The sequence below is a fragment of the Pseudomonas qingdaonensis genome (genome assembly GCF_018398475.1).
In the GTDB taxonomy this organism is placed as follows: domain Bacteria; phylum Pseudomonadota; class Gammaproteobacteria; order Pseudomonadales; family Pseudomonadaceae; genus Aquipseudomonas; species Aquipseudomonas palmensis.
Genome location: NZ_CP074676.1, coordinates 1,077,276 through 1,099,417, shown reverse-complemented (window position 1 = coordinate 1,099,417; position 22,142 = coordinate 1,077,276). Strand labels below are relative to the sequence as shown.

The 22,142-nt window shown below is 65.8% G+C and carries 20 protein-coding genes; 16 read left to right on the top strand and 4 right to left on the bottom strand.

Going from position 1 to position 22,142, the window contains the following annotated elements:
• The first annotated feature begins 11 nt into the window (after positions 1-11).
• The 4 genes from gatB (at position 12) to KH389_RS04910 (ending at position 3,433) form a co-directional block, all read left to right on the top strand.
• Entirely contained in the window at positions 12-1,457 is a 1,446-nt protein-coding gene (gatB, locus tag KH389_RS04925) for an Asp-tRNA(Asn)/Glu-tRNA(Gln) amidotransferase subunit GatB (protein ID WP_054916385.1), read from the top strand.
• A 107-nt stretch (positions 1,458-1,564) separates the two neighbouring features.
• The gene (locus KH389_RS04920; RefSeq protein ID WP_043862480.1) at positions 1,565-1,939 is read left to right on the top strand and encodes a septal ring lytic transglycosylase RlpA family protein; all 375 of its coding nucleotides are present in this window, start codon (positions 1,565-1,567) and stop codon (positions 1,937-1,939) included.
• Between the two features lie 62 nt (positions 1,940-2,001).
• Complete coding sequence (locus tag KH389_RS04915; RefSeq protein WP_043862481.1) at positions 2,002-3,045, top strand: calcium/sodium antiporter; 1,044 nt, start codon at positions 2,002-2,004, stop codon at positions 3,043-3,045.
• 10 nt (positions 3,046-3,055) lie between these two features.
• Positions 3,056-3,433, top strand: coding sequence for a carboxymuconolactone decarboxylase family protein (locus tag KH389_RS04910; RefSeq protein WP_043862482.1), 378 nt, complete (start codon positions 3,056-3,058; stop codon positions 3,431-3,433).
• Between the two features lie 20 nt (positions 3,434-3,453).
• On the opposite strand, the gene KH389_RS04905 is transcribed toward KH389_RS04910, so the two are convergent.
• From KH389_RS04905 to KH389_RS04890, 4 genes are all read right to left on the bottom strand, one after another.
• Positions 3,454-4,827 (bottom strand): amino acid permease, encoded by a 1,374-nt coding sequence (locus tag KH389_RS04905; protein WP_043862483.1) that lies wholly within the window; start codon positions 4,825-4,827, stop codon positions 3,454-3,456.
• A gap of 50 nt (positions 4,828-4,877) precedes the next feature.
• Entirely contained in the window at positions 4,878-5,819 is a 942-nt protein-coding gene (locus KH389_RS04900; RefSeq protein WP_054916387.1) for an AEC family transporter, read from the bottom strand.
• Positions 5,820-5,921: 102 nt separating this feature from the next.
• The gene (locus tag KH389_RS04895) at positions 5,922-6,482 is read right to left on the bottom strand and encodes a response regulator transcription factor (protein ID WP_043862485.1); all 561 of its coding nucleotides are present in this window, start codon (positions 6,480-6,482) and stop codon (positions 5,922-5,924) included.
• A complete protein-coding gene (locus tag KH389_RS04890) occupies positions 6,482-7,738 on the bottom strand; it encodes an ATP-binding protein (protein WP_054916388.1) in 1,257 nt (418 codons plus the stop codon). Before KH389_RS04890 ends, KH389_RS04895 begins: the two co-directional genes overlap by 1 nt.
• A gap of 199 nt (positions 7,739-7,937) precedes the next feature.
• Between KH389_RS04890 and KH389_RS04885 the strand changes: the two genes are divergently transcribed.
• From KH389_RS04885 to KH389_RS04830, 12 genes are all read left to right on the top strand, one after another.
• The gene (locus KH389_RS04885) at positions 7,938-8,651 is read left to right on the top strand and encodes an SIMPL domain-containing protein (protein WP_043862487.1); all 714 of its coding nucleotides are present in this window, start codon (positions 7,938-7,940) and stop codon (positions 8,649-8,651) included.
• A 133-nt stretch (positions 8,652-8,784) separates the two neighbouring features.
• Positions 8,785-10,410 carry an ABC transporter substrate-binding protein gene (locus KH389_RS04880; protein WP_213606980.1) on the top strand — a complete coding sequence of 542 codons (1,626 nt, stop codon included), beginning with the start codon at positions 8,785-8,787 and terminating at the stop codon, positions 10,408-10,410.
• A gap of 237 nt (positions 10,411-10,647) precedes the next feature.
• The gene (locus KH389_RS04875; RefSeq protein ID WP_213606979.1) at positions 10,648-12,243 is read left to right on the top strand and encodes an ABC transporter substrate-binding protein; all 1,596 of its coding nucleotides are present in this window, start codon (positions 10,648-10,650) and stop codon (positions 12,241-12,243) included.
• Positions 12,244-12,333: 90 nt separating this feature from the next.
• Positions 12,334-13,713 (top strand): OprD family porin, encoded by a 1,380-nt coding sequence (locus KH389_RS04870; protein ID WP_231390709.1) that lies wholly within the window; start codon positions 12,334-12,336, stop codon positions 13,711-13,713.
• A 74-nt stretch (positions 13,714-13,787) separates the two neighbouring features.
• Positions 13,788-15,383 carry an ABC transporter substrate-binding protein gene (locus KH389_RS04865; protein ID WP_196932736.1) on the top strand — a complete coding sequence of 532 codons (1,596 nt, stop codon included), beginning with the start codon at positions 13,788-13,790 and terminating at the stop codon, positions 15,381-15,383.
• A gap of 72 nt (positions 15,384-15,455) precedes the next feature.
• Positions 15,456-16,466 carry an ABC transporter permease subunit gene (locus KH389_RS04860; RefSeq protein ID WP_043862492.1) on the top strand — a complete coding sequence of 337 codons (1,011 nt, stop codon included), beginning with the start codon at positions 15,456-15,458 and terminating at the stop codon, positions 16,464-16,466.
• A gap of 11 nt (positions 16,467-16,477) precedes the next feature.
• A complete protein-coding gene (locus KH389_RS04855) occupies positions 16,478-17,407 on the top strand; it encodes an ABC transporter permease subunit (RefSeq protein WP_078479966.1) in 930 nt (309 codons plus the stop codon).
• A gap of 10 nt (positions 17,408-17,417) precedes the next feature.
• Positions 17,418-18,386, top strand: coding sequence for an ABC transporter ATP-binding protein (locus tag KH389_RS04850; RefSeq protein ID WP_054916393.1), 969 nt, complete (start codon positions 17,418-17,420; stop codon positions 18,384-18,386).
• Positions 18,386-19,354: a peptide ABC transporter ATP-binding protein gene (locus tag KH389_RS04845; RefSeq protein ID WP_043862495.1), complete on the top strand. Its 969-nt coding sequence runs from the start codon at positions 18,386-18,388 to the stop codon at positions 19,352-19,354. Before KH389_RS04850 ends, KH389_RS04845 begins: the two co-directional genes overlap by 1 nt.
• 130 nt (positions 19,355-19,484) lie before the next feature.
• The gene (locus KH389_RS04840) at positions 19,485-20,318 is read left to right on the top strand and encodes an AraC family transcriptional regulator (RefSeq protein ID WP_043862496.1); all 834 of its coding nucleotides are present in this window, start codon (positions 19,485-19,487) and stop codon (positions 20,316-20,318) included.
• A 38-nt stretch (positions 20,319-20,356) separates the two neighbouring features.
• Positions 20,357-21,763: an NAD(P)/FAD-dependent oxidoreductase gene (locus KH389_RS04835; protein WP_054916395.1), complete on the top strand. Its 1,407-nt coding sequence runs from the start codon at positions 20,357-20,359 to the stop codon at positions 21,761-21,763.
• 25 nt (positions 21,764-21,788) lie between these two features.
• Positions 21,789-22,130: a cupin domain-containing protein gene (locus KH389_RS04830; protein ID WP_043862498.1), complete on the top strand. Its 342-nt coding sequence runs from the start codon at positions 21,789-21,791 to the stop codon at positions 22,128-22,130.
• The last annotated feature ends 12 nt before the right edge of the window (positions 22,131-22,142 follow it).

Genomic DNA, 22,142 nt, shown 5'->3' with positions numbered 1-22,142 from the left:
GGGACAGACACATGCAATGGGAAGTTGTGATCGGGCTGGAAATTCATACCCAGCTCGCCACCCAGTCGAAGATTTTCTCCGGCAGCGCCACCACGTTCGGCTCCGAGCCGAACACCCAGGCCAGCCTGATCGACCTGGGCATGCCCGGCGTGCTGCCGGTGCTCAACGAAGAAGCCGTGCGCATGGCCTGCATGTTCGGCCTGGCGATCGACGCCGAAATCGGCGAGCACAACGTGTTCGCGCGCAAGAACTACTTCTACCCCGACCTGCCCAAGGGCTACCAGATCAGCCAGATGGAGCTGCCGATCGTCGGCAAGGGCTACCTGGACATCGCCCTTGAAGACGGCACCGTCAAGCGCATCGGCATCACCCGCGCACACCTGGAGGAAGACGCCGGCAAGAGCCTGCACGAAGACTTCAGCGGCGCCACCGGCATCGACCTGAACCGCGCCGGCACGCCGCTGCTGGAAATCGTCTCCGAGCCGGAAATGCGCAGCGCCAAGGAAGCCGTGGCCTACGTCAAGGCGATCCACGCACTGGTGCGCTACCTGGGCATCTGCGACGGCAACATGGCCGAGGGCTCGCTGCGCTGCGACTGCAACGTGTCGATCCGGCCCAAGGGCCAGGTCGAGTTCGGCACCCGCTGCGAGATCAAGAACGTCAACTCGTTCCGCTTCATCGAGAAGGCGATCAACACCGAGGTGCAGCGCCAGATCGAACTGATCGAGGATGGCGGCCGGGTGATCCAGGAAACCCGCCTGTACGACCCGAACAAGGACGAGACCCGCTCCATGCGCAGCAAGGAGGAGGCCAACGACTACCGTTACTTCCCCGACCCGGACCTGCTGCCGGTGGTCATCGAGCCGGCGTTCCTCGACGCCATCCGCGCCACCCTGCCCGAACTGCCGCCGCAGAAGCGCGAGCGCTTCCAGAGCCAGTTCGGCCTGTCGGCCTACGACGCCAACGTGCTGGCCTCCAGCCGCGAGCAGGCCGACTACTTCGAGCAGGTGGTCGGTGTGTGCGGCGATGCCAAGCTGGCGGCCAACTGGGTCATGGTCGAGCTGGGCAGCCTGCTGAACAAGCTGGGCCTGGAGATCGACCAGGCGCCGGTCAGCGCCGCGCAACTGGGCGGCATGCTGCAGCGCATTCTGGACAACACCATCAGCGGCAAGATCGCCAAGGTGGTGTTCGAGAAGATGGCCGCCGGTGAAGGCGATGCCGACCAGATCATCGAGGCAGAAGGCCTGAAACAGGTGACCGACACCGGCGCGATCGAGAAGGTGCTGGACGAAGTGCTGGCGGCCAACGCCGAGCAGGTCGAGCAGTACCGCGCGGCGGACGAGGCCAAGCGCGGCAAGATGTTCGGCTTCTTCGTCGGCCAGGCGATGAAGGCGTCCAAGGGCAAGGCCAACCCGCAACAGGTGAACCAATTGCTCAAGAGCAAGCTCGAAGGCTGAACCGCGTCGCCTGCATTCGCCGGCAACGCCGGCTCCTACAAGGACGCACCAATCCCTGCAGGAGCCGGCGTTGCCGGCGAAGGCCACACCACGGAGTAACCGGATACATGTGGCGTCCCCTCAGCGCACTGCTCGCGCTTTTCACCCTGCTCGCCGGCTGTGCCAGCCACACCCTCGACCCCCGCGGTTACGACCAGACCGGCACCGCCTCCTATTACGGTTCCCGCCATCACGGCAAGCGTACCGCCAGTGGCGAACCCTTCGACCAGCACGGCCTGACCGCCGCCCATCGCAGCCTGCCCTTCGGCACCCGCGTGCAGGTCACCAACCTCGCCAACGACCGCCGCGTCGTGGTACGCATCAACGACCGCGGCCCGCATACCCGGGGTCGACTCATCGACCTGTCACGCGCCGCCGCCGACCAACTGGGCATGCTCCGTAGCGGAACCGCGCGGGTACGGGTACAAAGTCTCAGCAACTGACCCTGCTTCGGAGCACGACCATTTTCGACCTGGCCGCTTTACCCACCTTCAGCCTGCTGCAACTGGCCCTGGGCCTGCTGCTGCTGATCACCGGCGCCGAACTGCTGGTGCGCGCCGCCCTGCGCCTGGCCGCCAGCCTGCAGGTGCGTCCGCTGATCATCGGCCTGAGCCTGGTGGCCTTCGGCAGCAGCGCCCCGCAACTGACCGTGAGCCTGCAGGCGGCCTACACCGGCGCACCCGACGTGGCGGTGGGCAGCGTGATCGGCAGCAACATCTTCAACGTGCTGGTCACCCTGGGCCTGGCCGCCCTGATCATCCCCCTGCGCGTTTCGCGGCAACTGGTACGCCTGGATATCCCCCTGATGATCGGCGCCAGCCTGCTGGTGTACCTGCTGGCCCTGGACGAGCGCATCGGCCGCCTCGAAGGCGCCCTGCTGCTGCTCGGGCTGGTTGCCTACCTGGCCATCCTGTGGCACCAGTCACGCCACCACGCACGCACCTACCCCGCCCCCGGTCCGCGGCCGCAGCGTGGCGTCGGCTTCTGGTTCGGCACCCTGGCACTGATGCTCACCGGCCTGGGCCTGCTGAGCCTGGCCGGGCACCTGTTGCTGGAGGCAGCAGTGGAAGTGGCCGTCGACCTGGGCCTGTCGGAGCGGGTGATCGGCCTGACCGTGGTGGCGGTATGCACCTCGCTGCCGGAGCTGGCCACCTCGCTGATCGCCGCCTTGCGCGGCGAGCGTGAAATCGCCGTGGGCAACGTGATCGGCAGCAACCTGTTCAACCTGCTGGCGGTGCTCGGGCTGACCGCGCTGGTGGCCCCGGTGCCGCTGTCGATCTCGCCCAACGCGCTGGCCTTCGACCTGCCGGTGATGCTCGGCGTGGCCGTGCTGACCCTGCCGGTGTTCTATTCCGGCTACCGCGTCACCCGCGCCGAAGGTCTGGTGTTCCTGTGTCTTTACCTGGCCTATGGTCTGCACGTGGTGGCCTTCACCACCGGCATGCCGCTGGCCAACCGTCTGGAGCAGCTGATGCTGCTTTATGTCCTGCCGACGCTGGCGGTGGTGCTGATGTACACCACCGTGCGCGCCTGGCGCCGCCAACACTAAGGAAAACAACATGGGCGAGAGCAACAAAACCGGCGAACAGGTTCGCCGCCAGGTCATGGGCGATGCATTCGTGGACCGTGCACTGGGCAATGCCACCGAGTTCACCGAGCCGCTGCAGGCGTTCGTCAACGAGCACGCCTGGGGCAGCGTGTGGAGCCGCGAGGGCCTGCCGCTGAAAACCCGCAGCCTGATCACCCTGGCGGCGCTGACCGCGCTCAAGTGCCCGCAGGAGCTCAAGGGCCACGTGCGTGGCGCCCTGAACAACGGCTGTACGGTGGAAGAGATTCGCGAGGCGTTGCTGCATTGCGCCGTGTACGCGGGCGTACCGGCGGCGATCGATGCGTTTCGCGCCGCCCAGGAAGTGATCGACAGCTACCAGCAGGGCTGACCGATCACCCCGCAGGGCCGTCAGCCGGCGACGGCGGCGGCCTTCTGCCCCTTCTTCTTGAGCCAGAACGCCACGCCCAGGGTGGCGATCCAGGCCGGAATCAGCAGTACCGAGATGCGGATCGGCGGGGTCAGGTACATCACCACCAGAATCAGCACGATGAACGCCAGGCACAGGTAATTGGTCACCGGGTGCCCCCAGCTCTTGTAGAAGGTCGACTCGCCGGCAGCGATCTTGGCCTTGCGAAATTTCAGGTGGGTGATGCTGATGCTCGCCCAGTTGATCACCAGTGCCGACACCGCCAGCGCCATCAGCAGGCCGAAGGCTTCGCCCGGCATCAGGTAGTTGATCAGCACGCACAGGCCGGTGGCCACCGCCGATACGCCCAGCGCCGCCAGCGGCACGCCACGACGGTTGATCTTGAGCAGTGCCCGCGGCGCATCACCCTGGCTGGCCAGGCCGAACAGCATGCGGCTGTTGCAGTAAACGCAGCTGTTGTACACCGACAGCGCGGCAGTCAGCACCACCACGTTGAGAATGGTGGCCACCAGGTTGCTGTCCAGGTTGTGGAAGATCATCACGAACGGGCTGCCGCCCTGCACCACCTTCTGCCAGGGGTACAGCGACAGCAGCACTGCCAGTGCGCCGATGTAGAAGATCAGGATGCGGTACACCACCTGGTTGGTCGCGCGTGGAATGCTGTAGCGCGGGTTGTCCGCCTCGGCCGCGGTGATGCCGACCAGCTCCAGCCCGCCGAAGGAGAACATGATCACCGCCATCGCCATCACCAGCCCGGTGATGCCATTGGGGAAGAACCCGCCGTACTGCCACAGGTTGGCCACGCTGGCATCCGGCCCGCCGCTGCCGCTGGCCAGCAGCCAGGCGCCGAAACCGATCATGCTGACGATGGCGATCACCTTGACCAGCGCGAACCAGAATTCCAGCTCGCCGTACACCTTGACCTGGGTGAGGTTGATCAGGTTGATCGCCACGAAGAAGATCGCTGCAGTGGCCCAGGTGGGGAAGTCCGGCCACCAGTACTGCACGTAGATACCCACCGCCGTCAGCTCGGCCATGCCCACCAGCACATAGACCACCCAGTAGTTCCAGCCCGAGACGAAGCCGGCGAACTCGTTCCAGTAGCGGTGCGCAAAGTGGCTGAAGCTGCCCGCCACCGGTTCCTCGACCACCATCTCACCCAGCTGGCGCATGATGAAAAAGGCCATCAGGCCGGCGATGGCGTAGCCCAGCAGCACGGCAGGGCCTGCCATCTGGATGGTCTGGGCGATGCCCAGGAACAACCCGGTGCCGATGGCGCCGCCCAGCGCGATCAACTGGATGTGACGGTTCTTCAGGCCGCGATGCAAACGCTCGGGCGTGATCTGGTCTTGCATGAAGTGTCCTCAGGCAGGGAGGCCGTTATTTTGAGTGTGGGCGACAGGATCTAGATCCAGCCGCCCCACTGCAAGATAAATATGCCGATATTCGTCGTAACTGCGGCCATCAGCGTGGTAATCACGATGATCGAGGCGGCCAGCTGGTGATTGCCGTTGGCCGCGCGCGCCATCACGTAGCTGGACGCGGCGGTGGGGCTGGCGATGTACAGGAACAGCACCCCCAGCTCCGCGCCGCGAAAGCCGCACAGCCAGGCGCCGAAGGTGGCCAGCAGCGGCAGCCACACCATCTTTACCAGGCTGGCACTCAGCGCCATGCGCCCGCTGGCGTGCAACGAGGCCATCGACAGCGTGCCGCCGATGCAGATCAGCGCCAGCGGCAGGGTCATCTGCGCCAGGTAGTCACCGGAGGTCAGCAGCCAGTTGGGCAGCCCCACCTTGGCATACGCCAGCACGCCGGCCACCAGCACACTGATGATCAGCGGGTTGCGCAGGATGCTCTTGAGGATGCTCCAGGGGTCGGACTTGATGGTCGGGCTGTACACCGCCAGCACCACGGCCGACAGCGAGTTGTAGAGCAGGATCACCAGCCCGGCCAGCACCGCGCCGATGGAGATGCCATGATCGCCGTACATGCTCCCGGCCAGCGCCAGGCCGATGACCGCATTGTTGCCGCGAAAGCCGCCCTGGGCGTAGATGCCGCGATCTTCACGGGGGCAGCGCCAGATCGCGATCAGCCAGGCCAGGCCGAAACTGCCCAGGGTGGCGACGGTGAAGTACAGCAGCAGCGAGGGCTGGACCGCCGCCTCGAGATCGGCGTGGTAGATGCCCAGAAACAGCAGCGCCGGCATGCTCACGTTGAACACCAGGGCCGAGGCGGTCTGGATGAAGCTGTCGTTGATGGCGTTGATGCGGCGCAGCAGCACGCCCATGAACATCATCGCGAACACCGGCGCGGTGATGTTCAGGGTCTGGAGAAAAAGGGCGAGCATGCAGGTGGTCCCGTCGGCGTCGTTAGGGAGCTAATCATACGTCAACCTTGGGGCTGCCATGCAGCCTCTTCGCCGGCCTTGCCGGCGAAGAGGCCCTGAGGTTCAGCGCCGAACCGGGCGCTTCTGCAATTTGCGCTGCAGGGTACGCCGGTGCATGCCCAGCGCCCGTGCCGTGGCCGAGATATTGCCCTCATGCTCGGTCAGCACACGCTGGATGTGCTCCCACTGCAGGCGGTCCACCGACATCGGGTTTTCCGGTACCAGCGTGTCCAGGTCGGCGTGCTCGGACGCCAGCGCCGCCAGCACGTCGTCGGCATCGGCCGGCTTGCACAGGTAATTGCAGGCGCCGCGCTTGATCGCCTCCACCGCGGTGGCAATGCTCGAATAGCCGGTGAGGATCACCACGCGCATCTCCGGGTCCAGCTCCAGCAGCTTGGGCAGCAGCACCAGCCCGGAGTCGCCCTCCATCTTCAGGTCCAGCGTGGCGTAGTCCGGCACGTCCTGCTGGGCAATCTGCAGGCCCTCTTCGGCAGAACCCGCCGTGCTCACGCGAAACCCGCGCCGGCTCATGGCCCGGGCCATCACCCGGGTAAACGTGGCGTCGTCATCCACCAGCAGCAGGTGCGGCAGCTCTTCGCCTTCAGCCTGAATTTCATCACTCATCACACGTCTCCTCGCGCGTCACGCGGCAGGCGCAGCTCGGTGAGCGTACCGCCTTCCTCATGACTATAGAGTTTTACCGAGCCGCCAGCACGGGTCACGCTGGCCTTGCTCAAGAACAGGCCCAGGCCGAAGCCCTTGCCCTTGGTGGTAAAGAAGGGTTTGCCGATCTGCTCGGCGATCGCCACCGGCACGCCGGGGCCATGGTCGCGAATGCTGATCACGATGTCCTCGGCGTCCCAGTCCAGGTACACCTCCAGGTCATTGGGGCAGGCATCGGCTGCATTGTTCAACAGGTTCAGCAGGGCCTGGGTCAGGTCCGGCGGCGGCGCCAGGCGCGGCACCGTACCCTGGCCCAGGCGCTGGAAGCGATAGCTGGCCTCGGGGCGCATCAGGTGCCAGCGGTTGAGCGCCTCGTCCAGCCAGAAGCTCGCCTCCTGCTCTTGCACCGCCATGCGCCGATTGGCCTCGGCGGCGCGCACCAGGTTCTGCAAGGTGTGCTTGCACTGCTTGACCTGCTCCTGCAGCGTCTCCAGGTCTTCCTGCAGCAGCGGGTCGGTGTGGTCCTGGCGCATCTCGTTGATCAGCACGCTCATGGTCGCCAGCGGCGTGCCCAGCTCATGGGCGGCACCGGCGGCCTGGGTGGCCACGGCCAGCAGTTGCTGGTCGCGCAGGCCTTCCTCGCGGCGCTGGGCCTGGAACTGCTGCTGGCGACGCAGCTCTTCGGCCATCTTGGCGGCAAAGAAGGTGATCACCCCGGCGGCCAGGGCAAAACTCAGCCACATGCCGTAGATCTGCATCTTCTCGCGGGCCATGGGGAAAGTTTCGAGCGGGAAGTACTGCACCAGCAGCAGGGTGTAGGCCACCAGCGCAATGCCCGACAGAATCAGCGAATACAGCCATGGCAGCGTCACCGCGGCAATCGCCAGGGGCACCAGGTAATAGGACACGAAGGGGTTGGTCGAGCCCCCGGAAAAATACAGCAGCGCACTGTGGATCAGCAGGTCGCAGGCCAGCTGCACCGCATACTCCAGCTCGGTGACCGGCAGCGAGGTGCGCAGCCGGATGGCCGTGAGCACGCACAGCACCATGGAGAACCCCAGGGTGATGCTCAGCGCCAGCCACGGCAGTGGCAGCAGTTCGGTCCAGTAGGCGACCGCCACCGAACCGGCCTGGGCGGCCAGCACCAGGGTGCGGATGAAGGTCAGGCGCCAGAGGTTCTGACGTGTGGCAGACAGCATGAGTACGGGGGCGAGCATGAGCTCTCCTGATGAGTGCTCCAGGTGAATCGTGGCGAGTATACCCAAGCTGCACCCCGCGCTGCAGCAATGCGGCAAAGCGCCACAGGCACACCGGCATCGATGATGGCTTTTTGAACCTCGTCGGTTTGTGCGAGTCTGATGGGGTCTGCGTGGTCGGGATCGACCGCCGCCACGCCTCAATTTCAAGGAGTTGCCCATGCACACTGTGTCTCGCGCCAGTACCACCCTCGTCCTCGCGACCGGCCTGTTTGCCAGCTTTGCGGCACTGGCCGACGAGCCTCGCTACAACCAGGTTTCATTGCGCGCCGAAGCCAGCAAGGAAGTCGCCCGCGACCTGATGGTCGTGACCCTGTACACCGAGGCGCAGAACACCGACCCGGCCAAGCTGGCCAACGAGATCACCACCAGCATGAACAAGGCGCTGGAAAAGGCCCGTGCGGTCAAGGACGTCAAGCTCAGCCAGGACAGCCGCAACAGCTACCCGATCTACGACAACAAGAACCAGAAGATCACCGGCTGGCGCGAACGTGCCGAGCTGCGCCTGGAAAGCGCGAACTTCCCGGCGCTGTCCAAGCTCACCGGCGAGCTGCTGCAGGACCTGAAGATGGGCGGGATGGATTTCGCCATCGCCCCGGCCACCCGCAAGAGCAGCGAAGACGCCCTGCTCAAGGATGCCATCGACGCCTTCAAGGCCCGCGCCCAGCTGACCACCGAAGCCCTCGGCGGCAAGGGCTACAAGGTGGTCAACCTGAACCTCAACAGCAGCGGCTACCCGCACCCCTACGCCCGCGGCGCCATGATGATGAAGGCCAGCATGGACGCCGAAGCCGCGCCAAGCCCGGAAATCGAAGCCGGTACCAGCCAGGTCAGCCTCAGCGCAGACGGCACCATCGAAGTGCTGATGCCCTGATTCACCCGCGGGCAACGCCTGCATCGCTGTCAGCTATGGTTTGAGGGTCGCGCTGGTCAACAGGCCAGCCTCCCTGCCCGCCGAGCGGCCCTACTGGCCGCCCGGCGCACCAATGACATCGATGAGGCCAACAATGCTCAAACACGCGGTCCTTCCCTACCTGCTCGGCGCAGGCCTGCTGGCCGGCGCACCGCTAGCCCATGCGGCCAGCAACCTGGTGTTCTGCTCCGAGGGCAGCCCGGCGGGCTTCGACCCGGGCCAGTACACCACCAGTACCGACTTCGACGCCTCGGCCGAGACCGTCTTCAACCGCCTCAGCCAGTTCGAACGCGGCGGTACGGCGGTGATCCCCGGGCTTGCCACACGCTGGGACATCAGCGACGACGGCCTGAGCTACACCTTCCACCTGCGCGAAGGCGTGCAGTTCCACAGCACCGACTACTTCAAGCCCAGCCGCCCCTTCAACGCCGATGACGTGCTGTTCACCTTCAACCGCATGCTCGACAGGAACCTGCCGTTTCGCAAGGCCTACCCCACCGAGTTCCCCTACTTCACCGACATGGGCATGGACAAGAACATCGTCAAGCTCGAAAAACTCGACGAACACACGGTCAGGTTCACCCTGGCCAGCGTGGACGCCGCGTTCATCCAGAACATGGCCATGAGCTTCGCCTCGATCCAGTCCGCCGAATACGCCGAGCAACTGCTCAAGCAGGGCAAGCCGGCCGACATCAACCAGAAGCCGATCGGCACCGGCCCCTTCGTGTTCGCCAAGTACCAGAAAGACGCGCAGATCCGCTTCAAGGGCAACAAGACCTACTGGCAACCGCAGGACGTGAAGATCGACAACCTGATCTTCGCCATCACCACCGACCCGTCGGTGCGCATGCAGAAGCTCAAGAAGAACGAATGCCAGATCACCCTGTTCCCGCGCCCGGCCGACCTCAAGTCGCTGGAAGCGGACCCCAACCTGAACCTGCCGCACCAGGCCGGCTTCAACCTGGGCTACATCGCCTACAACGTGACCGACCCGATCAAGGGCACCACCGCGCCCAACCCGATGGCCCAGCTCAAGGTGCGCCAGGCCCTGGACATGGCGGTGAACAAGCAGCAGATCATCGACGCGGTGTACCAGGGCGCGGGGCAACTGGCAGTCAATGCCATGCCGCCCACCCAGTGGAGCTACGACGACACCATCAAGGACGTGCCCTACGACCCGGCCAAAGCCAAGGCGCTGGTGCACGAGGCCGGGGTCAGGGAGGGCACCGAGATCACCCTGTGGGCCATGCCGGTGCAACGCCCCTACAACCCCAACGCCCGGCTAATGGCCGAGATGATCCAGGCCGACTGGGCGAAGATCGGCATCAAGGCCAGCATCGTCAGCTACGAGTGGGGCGAATACATGAAGCGCGCCAAGGCCGGTGAGAACGGCGCCATGCTGATCGGCTGGAGCGGCGACAACGGCGACCCGGACAACTGGCTGGGCACCCTCTACGGCTGCGACGCGGTGAACGGCAACAACTTCTCCAAATGGTGCGACCCCGCCTACGACGCGCTGATCAAGCAGGCCAAGGCCACCCCCGACCAGGCCCGACGCACCGAGCTGTACAAGCAGGCGCAGCACATCATCAAGGCGCAGGTGCCGATCACCCCGATCGCCCATTCCACGGTGTACCAGCCGATGCGCAAGACCGTGCAGGACTTCAAGATCAGCCCCTTCGGCCTGAATGCCTTCTACGGCGTAAGCGTCAGCCAATAGACACGCAACGCGATGTTTAGCCTGTCCCTGCGGGCGCCGAGCTCATCGGTGCACGCGGGGCACTGATACCTGCTTGAAAATTACGACACCACACCAAGATTTTTCCCACGCCTCACACCCACTTCCTTACCTGCACGCCCGCCGCCCGCGTCCCTACCGTGGAGCGCGTGGTGGTGCTGGCACCCTGCTGTCGCCGCGCCCCCCACGCCTCGTACAACAACAAAGGAATGGGACCGCATGCGTATTTCTCCGGTTTTCACCGCACTGCTGGGCCTGGGGGCACTGGCCTATGGCCCGACAGCCCTGGCCAAGGGCAACCTGGTGTTCTGCTCCGAGGGCAGCCCGGGCGGCTTCGATATCGCCCAGTACACCACCTCCATCGAAAACGACGCCGCCGAGCCGCTGTACAACGGCCTGGTGGAATTCGAACGCGGCGCCACCCGCGTCATCCCCTCGCTGGCGACCGGCTGGGACGTTTCCGATGACGGCCTGACCTATACCTTCCGCCTGCGCCAGGGCGTGAAGTTCCACGCCAACAAGGACTTCACCCCCACCCGCGACTTCAACGCCGACGACGTGCTGCTCACCTTCCAGCGCATGCTCGACCCGCAGCACCCGTTTCGCGTGGCCTACCCGGCCGAGTTCCCCTATTTCGTCAGCATGGACCTGGACAAGAACATCGCCCGGGTCGAAAAGCGCGACCCCTACACGGTGGTCTTCACCCTCAACAGCGTCGATGCCGCCTTCATCCAGAACCTGGCCATGGGCTTTGCCTCGATCGTCTCGGCCGAATACGCCACCCAGCTGATGGCCAGCGGGCGGCTCAGCGACTTCGACCAGAAGCCGATCGGCACCGGCCCCTTCGTGTTCCAGCGCTACCAGAAGGATGCGCAGATCCGCTACCGGGCCAACCCCGACTACTGGGACCCGCAGCAGGTCAGGCTCGACCAGCTGATCTTCTCGATCAACACCGATGCCTCGGTGCGGGTGCAGAAGCTGCGCAAGGGGGAATGCCAGGTCACCGTCAACCCGCGCCCCGCCGACCTCAAGGCCCTGGCCGCCGACCCGAAGATCAACATGCTCGACCAGCCCGGCTTCAACCTGGGCTACATCGCCTACAACGTGCAGCACCCGCCGTTCGACCAGTTGCAGGTGCGCCAGGCCATGGACATGGCGGTGAACAAGGCGGCCATCGTCAAGGCGGTGTACCAGGATGCCGGCCAACTGGCCGTGAACTTCATGCCGCCCACCCAGTGGTCCTACGACCCGAGCATCCGCGATGCCGGCTACGACCCCGACAAGGCCCGCGCCCTGCTGGCGGCCGCCGGGGTCAAGCCCGGCACGCCCATCACCCTGTGGGCCATGCCGGTGCAACGCCCCTACAACCCCAACGCCAAGCTGATGGCCGAGATGCTCCAGGCCGACTGGGGCAAGGTCGGGCTGGACGTGAAGATCGTCAGCTACGAATGGGGCGAGTACATCAAGCGCACCAAGAACGGCGAGCACGACGTGATGCTGCTGGGCTGGACTGGTGACAACGGCGACCCCGACAACTGGATGGGCACCCTCTACAGCTGCGGTGCCATCGGCAGCAACAACGTGTCGATGTGGTGCGACCCCGAATACGACGCCCTGGTGCAGCAGGCCAAGCGCATCACCGACCCCGCCGCGCGCACCGCGCTGTACCAGCAGGCCCAGCAGCGCATGAAGCAGCAGGTGCCGATCACCCCGGTCGCCCACTCCACCGTGCATCAACCGCTGAGCGTCCGGGTACAGGACTTCAAGGTCAGCCCGTTCGGGCGCAACAGTTTTTCGGGCGTCAGCGTCGACTGACCTCTGCCCGCCCCCTCCCAAGGTTCACCGCCGCACCCGCCGGGCTCACGAGGCCCGGCGGCTAATAAAAACATGCAAAGGAGCATCACCTTGAGACCTACCCGACACGCAGCACTTTGCCTGGCACTTGGCGGCCTGAGCGCGCTGGCCCAGGCCGAGCCCGTCAGCCAGGATTTCGTTGCGCTTACCCTGCGCACCACCTCCGACCAGGCCCAGGCCAGCGGCTTTCTCGACGGCCAGCGCCTGTCCGGCTCGACCCGCAACTGGTACGCCCACGAGCACGCCACCCGCGGGCCACTGTGGTCGTACAGCAAGCGCGACGGCAGCCGCCACCCCACCAGCAGCCGCGACAACTGGGTCCAGGGCACCCTCCTCAACTACACCTCCGGCTTCACCGAGGGCACCGTGGGCCTGAGCACCGAAGTGGCGCTGTACAACGCGGTGGCCCTGCAGCGCGGTCGCGCCAGCGTGGCCGGGCCGAACAACCGCACCCTCACCCACAGCGACGGCGAGGTACTCGACCAGTGGAGCAAGGTCGGCCTGGCCAACCTCAAGGCCCGGGTGTCCAACACCACCCTCACCGCCGGCCGCCAGTCCATCGACACCCCGGTGATCGCCTACATCGGCAACCGCGCACTGCCCTCCAGCTTCCAGGGCGTGAGCCTGCACAGCGCCGAGTTCGACAACCTGAGCTTCGACCTGGGCACCTTCGACCGTGTGTCGATGCGTACCGAGCAGGGCCAGAGCAAGTTTCGCTCCGAGTATGGCGATTCCCGCCAGTTCACCGACCGGGTCAGCATGGCCGGGGTCAACTACCAGCCGCTGCAGAGCCTGAGCACCAGCCTCTACGTGTCCAAGGTCGAGGACCTGTGGAACCAGTACTACTTCGGCGCCAACCACCTGCTGGGCGACAACGCGGTGCTGGGCCTGAACACCGGGCTCAACTACTACAAGACCCGCGACGCCGGCCAGAGCAAGCTGGGCGCCATCGACAACGACACCTTCAGCCTGTCGCTGGCCCTGACCCACCAGGCGCACACCGTGTCGGTCGCCTACCAGCAGGTCAACGGCAACGAGTACTTCGACTACCTGCACGACACCAACGCGATCTTCCTGGCCAACTCGCTGCTGTCGGATTTCAACGGCCCCAACGAGAAATCACTGCAGATCGGCTACGTGCTGAACATGGCCCCCTTCGGCGTGCCCGGCCTCAAGTTCAACCTGTACAACGCCCGCGGCTGGGGCATCGACGGCACCCATTACAAGGGCGGTGGCTACGACGTGAAGAACCTCGACGGCGAGCACCACGACGAATGGGGCATCGGCACCAGCTATGCCGTACAAGGCGGCGCGTTCAAGGACACCACCGTGCGCGCCACCTACACCACCCACCGCGCCAGCAAATTGCAGGGTGACGGGAGCCTGAACGAGGTGCGCGTGGTCACAACCATTCCGTTCAACATCCTCTAGGGCGGCAGGTCGCGGCCGATTCGCCGAATCGGCCGCGATGGCTACGCTGGTTTAATCGAATGCAGGGAAGTGTCATGAAACAGTCAACCCTACAGGCTGCCCTTGCAGCCATCCTGTTGAGCGCCGCAGCCCCGCTGATGGCCAAGCCCCTGGTGGTGTGCACCGAGGCCAGCCCCGAGGGCTTCGACATCGTGCAGTACACCACGGCCGTCACCGCCGATGCCGCCGCAGAAACCCTGTTCAACCGCCTGGTGGACTTCAAGCCCGGCACCACCGAGGTGCAGCCGGCCCTGGCCGAACGCTGGGAGGTCAGCCCCGACGGCCTGACCTACACCTTTCACCTGCGCAGCGGGGTCAGGTTCCACACCACCGACTACTTCACCCCCACCCGCGACCTGAACGCCGACGACGTGCTGTGGAGCTTCCAGCGCCAGCTCGACCCCGCCCACCCCTGGCACGACAAGACCAGCATCGGCTTCCCCTATTTCGAGAGCATGGGTTTCCAGCACCTGCTCAAGTCGGTGGAAAAGCTCGACCCGCACACCGTGGCGTTTCACCTGACCCGCCCCGAGGCACCGTTTCTGCGCGACCTGGCCATGGCCTTTACCTCGATCTATTCCGCCGAATACGCCGACCAGTTGCTCAAGGCCGGCACCACCGCCGAACTCAACAGCAAGCCGGTCGGCACCGGCCCGTTCATCTTCCAGCGCTACAACAAGGACGCGCAGGTGCGCTACAGGCCCAACCCGGACTACTTTCGCGGCAAGCCGCCGAGCGATGCGCTGATCTTCGCCATCACCCCCGACAACAACGTGCGCCTGCAGAAGCTGCGCGCCAACGAATGCCAGGTGGCGCTGTACCCCAAGCCTGACGACATACCCGGCATCAAGGCCGACGCGCGCCTGAAGGTGGCCGAAATGGAGGCCCTGACCACCGGCTACATCTCGCTCAACACCGAGCACAGGTACCTGAGCGACGTGCGCGTACGACGCGCCATCAACCTGGCCTTCGACCGCGAACACCATGTCGAGCAACTGTTCGGCAAGGGCAACGCCCTGCTGGCGGTGAACCCCTACCCGCCGACCCTGATGGGCTACAACAGCCAGAACCGCAACCCGCCCCGCGACCTGGAACAGGCCCGCGCGCTGCTCAAGGAGGCCGGCGTACCCGAAGGCACCGTGCTCACCCTGTTCACCCGCAACGGCGGCGGGCCCACCAACCCCAACCCGCGCCTGAGCGCCGAGATGCTTCAGGCCGACCTCGCCCAGGTCGGCCTGAAGGTCGACATCCGCGTGATGGAATGGGCCGAGATGCTGCGCCGCGCCAAGGCCGGCGAAGCCGACATGGTGTCGGCCGGCTGGGCGGGCGACAACGGCGACCCGGACAACTTCCTGACCCCGCTGCTCAGCTGCGCCGCAGCGAAGAATGGGGAAAACTACGCACGCTGGTGCAACCCGCGATTCCAGGTGCTGATCGACCACGCCCGCGAAACCGCCGACCCCGATCAACGCGCCGCACTCTATGTCCAGGCACTGGCGGTGTACGATGAGGCCAAACCGTGGATCAACATGGCCCACCCGAAGGTGTTCACCGCCCTGCGCGAGAACGTCGAGGGCTACGTCATCAACCCGATGACCAACAACAACTTCGCCAACACGCGGGTGAAGTAGAACGATAACGCTTGCAGCGCCCGCCCCCGGGCGCTCGCAGGCATGCCTTAGGCTGATGAGGTACACCACACGATGTTTAGTTTTATTGCACGGCGTCTGGGCCTGTTGATCCCGTCGTTCTTCGGCATCACCCTGCTCACGTTCGCGCTCATACGCCTGATCCCCGGTGACCCGGTGGAGGTGATGATGGGCGAACGCAGGGTCGACCCCGAGATGCACGCCCAGGCCATGGAACGGCTCGGCCTGAACAAGCCGCTGGCGCAGCAGTACCTGGACTACGTCGGCAAGCTGGCCCAGGGCGACCTGGGCGAGTCGCTGCGTACCCGCGAAAGCGTGTGGCACGAGTTTCTCGCGCTGTTCCCCGCCACCCTCGAACTGGCCATGGCCGCGCTGCTGTTCGCCGGCATCGTCGGGCTGCTGGCCGGGGTGATCGCCGCGCTCAAGCGCGGCTCGCTGTTCGATCACGGGGTCATGGGCATCTCCCTGGCCGGCTACTCGATGCCGATCTTCTGGTGGGGCCTGATCCTGATCATGTTCTTCTCGGTCGGGTTGGGCTGGACGCCGGTGTCCGGGCGCATCGACCTGCTCTACGACATCGAGCCGACCACCGGCTTCATGCTCATCGACACCCTGCTCAGCGACGAGGAAGGCGCGTTCAAGGACGCGTTGATGCACCTGATCCTGCCGGCCATCGTGCTCGGCACCATCCCGCTGGCGGTGATCGCACGCATGACCCGCTCCTCGATGCTCGAAGTGCTGCGCGAGGACTACATCCGCACCGCACGGGCCAAGGGCCTGTCGCCGGCACGGGTGGTGTTCGTGCACGGCCTGCGCAACGCGCTGATCCCGGTGCTTACGGTGGTCGGCCTGCAGGTCGGCACGTTGCTCGGTGGCGCGGTGCTTACCGAAACCATCTTTTCCTGGCCGGGCATCGGCAAATGGCTGATCGAAGCCATCGGCGCCCGTGACTACCCCGTGGTACAGAACGGCATCCTGTTGATTGCCTGCCTGGTGATCCTGGTCAACTTCGTCGTGGACATCCTCTACGGCCTGGCCAACCCACGCATCCGACATCAGCGCTGAGGCCTTCGCTCATGACCAATCCGCTTGCAAAAACCGCTGCCGTCGACGCCGCGCCGCTCGACCAGAGCCTGCTCTACCCCTCCCCCTACAAGGAATTCTGGCACGCCTTCTCACGCAACAAGGGCGCGGTGGCCGGCCTGCTGTTCATGTGCCTGATCGTGTTCTGCGCGCTGTTCGCCCCGTGGGTGGCGCCGCACAACCCCAGCGAGCAGTACCGCGACTTCCTGCTGACCCCGCCGGTATGGCTCGAAGGCGGCCAGTGGCAGTTTCTGCTGGGTACCGACGAGCTGGGCCGCGACCTGCTCTCGCGGCTGATCCAGGGTTCGCGCCTGTCGCTGCTGATCGGCCTGTCGTCGGTACTGATCTCGCTGATCCCCGGCGTGCTGCTGGGCCTGCTGGCCGGGTTTTTCCCGCGTCTGCTTGGCCCGTCCATCATGCGCCTGATGGACGTGATGCTGGCGCTGCCCTCGCTGCTGCTGGCGGTGGCCATCGTGGCGATCCTGGGCCCTGGCCTGATCAACACCGTGATCGCCATCGCCATCGTCTCGCTGCCGGCCTACGTGCGCCTGACCCGCGCCGCGGTGATGGGCGAGCTGAACCGCGACTACGTCACCGCCGCACGCCTGGCCGGGGCACGCCTGCCGCGCCTGATGTTCGTCACCGTGCTGCCCAACTGCATGGCGCCGCTGATCGTGCAGGCCACCCTGAGTTTCAGTTCGGCGATTCTCGATGCCGCCGCGCTGGGCTTCCTGGGCCTGGGCGTGCAACCGCCGACCCCGGAGTGGGGCACCATGCTGGCCTCGGCCCGCGACTACATCGAACGCGCCTGGTGGGTGGTCAGCCTGCCGGGCCTGACCATCCTGCTCAGCGTGCTGGCAATCAACCTGATGGGCGACGGGCTGCGCGATGCGCTGGACCCGAAACTCAAGAATGCCGCCTGAGGAGAAGCCCATGTCACTTCTACACATCAAGAACCTGAGCGTGCGCTTCGGCGACGCCTCGGCGGTACCGGTGGTCGACGGCCTCGACCTGAACGTGGAAAAGGGCGAGGTGCTGGCGATTGTGGGCGAGTCCGGCTCGGGCAAGTCGGTGACCATGATGGCGCTGATGGGCCTGATCGACGCCCCCGGGCGCATCACCGCTGACGCCTTGACCTTCAACGGCAGCGACATGCTCACCCTGAGCGGCCGGCAGCGGCGCAAGGTGGTCGGCAAGGACATGGCGATGGTCTTCCAGGACCCCATGACCGCACTCAACCCCAGCTACACCGTGGGTTTCCAGATCGAGGAGGTGCTGCGCCAGCACCTGGGGCTGCGCGGCAAGGCGGCGCGCCAGCGTGCGCTGGAGCTGCTGAAGAAGGTCGAGATCCCGGCCCCGGAAAGCCGCCTGGATGCCTACCCCCATCAACTCTCCGGCGGCATGAGCCAGCGCGTGGCAATCGCCATGGCGATTGCCGGCGAACCCAAGCTGCTGATCGCCGACGAGCCCACCACGGCGCTGGACGTGACCATTCAGGCGCAGATCATGGAGCTGCTGCTCAACCTGCAGAAAGAGCAGGACATGGCGCTGATCCTGATTACCCACGACCTTGCCGTGGTGGCCGAAACCGCCCGCCGCGTGTGCGTGATGTATGCCGGCCAGGCAGTGGAAGTCGGCCAGGTGCCCGAGCTGTTCGAGGTGCCTGCGCACCCCTACAGCGAAGCCCTGCTGGCAGCGATCCCCGAGCACAGCGAAGGCGCCGAGCGCCTGGCGACCCTGCCCGGCATCGTGCCCGGACGCTACGACCGGCCCCACGGCTGCCTGCTGTCGCCGCGCTGCCCCTACGTGCAGGACCACTGCCGCCAGCAGCGTCCGAGCCTGGACCCCAAGGCCCACAGCCTGGCCCGCTGCTTCTACCCGCTCAACCAGGAGGTGGCGTGATGAGCGTCGTACTGACCGCCCGTGACCTCACCCGTCATTACGAAGTGTCCCTGGGCCTGTTCAAGGGCCATGCCCTGGTACGCGCCCTCAATGGGGTGTCGTTCGAACTGGAGGCCGGCAAGACCCTGGCCGTGGTCGGCGAATCCGGCTGCGGCAAGTCGACCCTGGCCCGCGCCCTGACCCTGATCGAGGAACCGTCGTCGGGCTCGTTGCAGATCGCCGGGCAGGAGGTGGCCGGTGCCAGCAAGCAGCAGCGCCGGCAACTGCGCCGCGATGTGCAGATGGTGTTCCAGAGCCCCTATGCCTCGCTCAACCCGCGCCAGAAGGTCGGTGACCAACTGGCCGAGCCGCTGCTGATCAACACCCGGCTGTCCAGGGCCGAACGCCGCGAGAAGGTGCAGGCGATGATGCAGCAGGTGGGCCTGCGGCCCGAGCACTACCAGCGCTACCCGCACATGTTCTCCGGTGGCCAGCGCCAGCGCATCGCCCTGGCGCGGGCCATGATGCTGCAACCCAAGGTGCTGGTGGCGGACGAGCCGACCTCGGCGCTGGACGTGTCGATCCAGGCGCAGGTGCTGAATCTGTTCATGGATTTGCAGAAGGAGTTCAACACCGCCTACGTGTTCATCTCGCACAACCTGGCGGTGGTACGGCATGTGGCCGACCAGGTGCTGGTGATGTACCTGGGGCGCCCGGCGGAAATGGGGCCCAAGGAGGATATCTATGCCAGGCCTTTGCACCCTTACACCCAGGCCCTGCTGTCGGCGACCCCGACCATTCACCCCGACCCGCTCAAGCCAAAGATCAGGATCGTGGGCGAGCTGCCCAACCCGCTGAACCCACCGCCGGGGTGCGCGTTCCACAAGCGTTGCCCGTATGCCACCGAGCGCTGTGCCAGTGAAGAACCGGCGTTCCGGCCAGTGGGTACACGGCAGGTGGCGTGCCACTATGCGGAGCAGTTTCTCTAGAACCGCTGCGCCAGCAATCGAGGGTCAAGCCCGCTCCCACACGGATCACTGCTGTCCTTGTGGGAGCGGGCTTGACCCGCGATAGGGCCCTGCAGGTATTCTGCTTTCCTACCTCCAATGAGCCAGCCCCATGGCCGCACACCCGATCCCCGACGGCCCCGAACACACCGCCGAAACCGCCGCCACCGTGCTGCGCTACCACCTGTGCTGGAAACACCGCGACCTCGACGGCGTGATGGCGCTCTATCACCCCGACATCCAGTACAACGACTTCTTCCAGAACCGCGTACTGCACCTGGCCGAGCTGCGCGAATACGTGGCCGCCAGCATGCCGCGCCAGGACGGCGAGGACATCGTGCACAGCGACCGCATCCGCACCGACGGCTGCACCGCCTTCATCCAGTACCAGGTAACGCTGCGCGGCGGCGACGGCATCACCGCGTTTCGTGCCAGCGAGGCCATCACCGTGCGCGACGGCCTGATCTGGCAGGTCAACGAATACGCCTCGCTGGTGCGCGAGCCTTCACGCCACACCGGCCACCCCAGCCTGCGCCCGGCCACCAGCCGCCTGGGCCTGTCACCGCGCCAGCTGAGCTTCATGGCCCAGGACCTGCAGCACTACTTCACCCGTCGCCAGCCCTATCTGGACCCGCAACTGGACCTGCAACAGGTCGCCCGCGAGTGCGGCTACAGCCGCAACCAGATCTCCTACCTGCTCAACCAGGTGCTGGGCCAGAGCTTCTACCGCTACGTCAACCAGGCCCGCCTGCAGCATCTGCTGGCTGAACTGGAACGCGCAGGCCCGGCGCCCAAGGTCGATGACCTGGCCTTCGCCGCCGGCTTCAATTCACTGTCGGCGTTCTACAAGTGCTTTCGCCAGCACACCGGCCTGTCGCCCAAGGCCTACGTGCAACAGATTTCTCTGCGGACACGCACGCAAGACAATCCGCCCGCCCAGCCCTAGCATCGGCCCACACCGTTACGGATGTGGAGCCGAACACAATGCAGGCATGGCGCAGTATCAGCCTTTGGATGGACCAGCTTGACGAGCCGCTGATCGCGCGCCCGGCGTTGCGCCAGGACCTAGACGTGGATGTATGCATCATCGGCGCCGGCTACACGGGCCTGTGGAGCGCCTACTACCTCAAGCGCCAGGCACCGCACCTGAACATCGCCATCGTCGAGGCCAACATCGCAGGCTTCGGCGCCTCGGGGCGTAACGGCGGCTGGCTGATGGGCAACCTGCTGGGCGAAGACCGCCTGCTGGCCGATTGCTCCCCCGAACAGCGCCGCGACGCCTATGACCTGCTGCACGGCATCCCCGACGAAGTGGAAACGGTACTCGAGCGCGAAGGCATCCACTGCGACTACCGCAAGGGCGGCGCCCTTTATTGCGCGGCGCGCTACCCCGAGCAGGAAGCGAGCCTGCGCAGTTACCTGCAAAAGCTCTACCGGCAGGGCCTGAACGAGGCCGAGTATCGCTGGCTGAGCCCGGTCGAGCTGGCCGCGCAGCTGCGCATCGCCAAGCCCTATGGGGCGATCTACACGCCGAACGTGGCCACCGTGCACCCGGCCAAACTGGTGCGCGGCCTGGCCCGGGCCGTCGAGCGTCTGGGGGTGAAGCTCTACGAGAACAGCCCGGTCATCGACTGGCACAAGGGGCAGGTACGCACCGCCCAGGCACAGGTGCGCTGCCAGTGGGTGGTGCCGGCGGTGGAAGGCTATGCCGTCGGGCTGCCGCCGCTGGGTCGCTATCAGTTGCCGGTACAGAGCCTGCTGGTGGCCACCGAGCCGCTGCCTGAGCAGGTGTGGGAGCAGATCGGGCTGAACGCCGGTCAGGCCTTCAGCGAAAACAGCCGCCAGGTCACCTACGGCCAGCGCAGTGCCGACAACCGCCTGGTGTTCGGCGCCCGCGGCGGCTATCGCTTCGCCGGGCGCCTGCGCGAAGACTTCACCCTCAGCGACAGCGAAATCGGCCTGCGCCGCTACCTGTTCGGCGAGCTGTTTCCGCAGCTCAAGAACGTCGACATCACCCACGCCTGGGGCGGCAACCTGGGCATGGCGCGGCGCTTTCGCCCGCACATGCTGTGCGATGCCGAGCAGGGAATCGCCCTGGCCGGTGGCTATGGCGGCGAAGGCGTGGGCGCCAGCAACCTGGGCGGGCGCACCGTGGCGGCGCTGATCCTGGGCCAACGCAACGCACTCACCGCCCAGCCCTGGGTACACCCCGCGGCGCGCCTGAACAGCCTGGCGCGCTGGGAGCCCGAGCCATGCCGCTGGCTCGGCTACAACGCGATCATCAAGAGCTTCGTCCACGAAGACCAGACCCTTGCCAACCCGGCCAGCGCCCCCTGGCGCCGGCGCTTGGCCAGCGGTGTGGCGGACTTCATGGAAAGCCTGATGCACTGACTTCCCCCTGCACAGGACCACCGGCATGCGCATTACCCAGTTCAAGCACACCCATAGCGTCGCTCTCGAACAGTCAAACCCGGTGGCCGTGCCCCTGGGCGAGCCGGTGGCGGTCACCTCGGTGACCTGCGTGGAGCGCAACGACGGCGTCGAAACCGGCATCTGGGAATGTACCCCGGGCCGCTGGCGGCGCCAGATCGAGCAGCAGGAGTTCTGCCACTTCATCAAGGGCCGCTGCACCTTCACCCCCGATGGCGGCGAGCCGCTGACCATAGAAGCCGGCGACGCACTGATGTTGCCGGCCAACAGCACCGGTATCTGGGATATCCACGAGACCGTGCGCAAGACCTACGTATTGATTTTCTGATCCTTTGATCGC

Excerpts from the sequence above, each read along its gene's own strand:
- gatB (WP_054916385.1), top strand. The coding sequence starts at position 12 with ATGCAATGGGAAGTTGTGATCGGGCTGGAAATTCATACCCAGCTCGCC.
- KH389_RS04920 (WP_043862480.1), top strand. The coding sequence starts at position 1,565 with ATGTGGCGTCCCCTCAGCGCACTGCTCGCGCTTTTCACCCTGCTCGCC.
- KH389_RS04910 (WP_043862482.1), top strand. The coding sequence starts at position 3,056 with ATGGGCGAGAGCAACAAAACCGGCGAACAGGTTCGCCGCCAGGTCATG.
- KH389_RS04905 (WP_043862483.1), bottom strand. The coding sequence starts at position 4,827 with ATGCAAGACCAGATCACGCCCGAGCGTTTGCATCGCGGCCTGAAGAAC.
- KH389_RS04900 (WP_054916387.1), bottom strand. The coding sequence starts at position 5,819 with ATGCTCGCCCTTTTTCTCCAGACCCTGAACATCACCGCGCCGGTGTTC.
- KH389_RS04895 (WP_043862485.1), bottom strand. The coding sequence starts at position 6,482 with ATGAGTGATGAAATTCAGGCTGAAGGCGAAGAGCTGCCGCACCTGCTG.
- KH389_RS04890 (WP_054916388.1), bottom strand. The coding sequence starts at position 7,738 with ATGCTCGCCCCCGTACTCATGCTGTCTGCCACACGTCAGAACCTCTGG.
- KH389_RS04885 (WP_043862487.1), top strand. The coding sequence starts at position 7,938 with ATGCACACTGTGTCTCGCGCCAGTACCACCCTCGTCCTCGCGACCGGC.
- KH389_RS04880 (WP_213606980.1), top strand. The coding sequence starts at position 8,785 with ATGCTCAAACACGCGGTCCTTCCCTACCTGCTCGGCGCAGGCCTGCTG.
- KH389_RS04875 (WP_213606979.1), top strand. The coding sequence starts at position 10,648 with ATGCGTATTTCTCCGGTTTTCACCGCACTGCTGGGCCTGGGGGCACTG.
- KH389_RS04865 (WP_196932736.1), top strand. The coding sequence starts at position 13,788 with ATGAAACAGTCAACCCTACAGGCTGCCCTTGCAGCCATCCTGTTGAGC.
- KH389_RS04860 (WP_043862492.1), top strand. The coding sequence starts at position 15,456 with ATGTTTAGTTTTATTGCACGGCGTCTGGGCCTGTTGATCCCGTCGTTC.
- KH389_RS04855 (WP_078479966.1), top strand. The coding sequence starts at position 16,478 with ATGACCAATCCGCTTGCAAAAACCGCTGCCGTCGACGCCGCGCCGCTC.
- KH389_RS04850 (WP_054916393.1), top strand. The coding sequence starts at position 17,418 with ATGTCACTTCTACACATCAAGAACCTGAGCGTGCGCTTCGGCGACGCC.
- KH389_RS04845 (WP_043862495.1), top strand. The coding sequence starts at position 18,386 with ATGAGCGTCGTACTGACCGCCCGTGACCTCACCCGTCATTACGAAGTG.
- KH389_RS04840 (WP_043862496.1), top strand. The coding sequence starts at position 19,485 with ATGGCCGCACACCCGATCCCCGACGGCCCCGAACACACCGCCGAAACC.
- KH389_RS04835 (WP_054916395.1), top strand. The coding sequence starts at position 20,357 with ATGCAGGCATGGCGCAGTATCAGCCTTTGGATGGACCAGCTTGACGAG.
- KH389_RS04830 (WP_043862498.1), top strand. The coding sequence starts at position 21,789 with ATGCGCATTACCCAGTTCAAGCACACCCATAGCGTCGCTCTCGAACAG.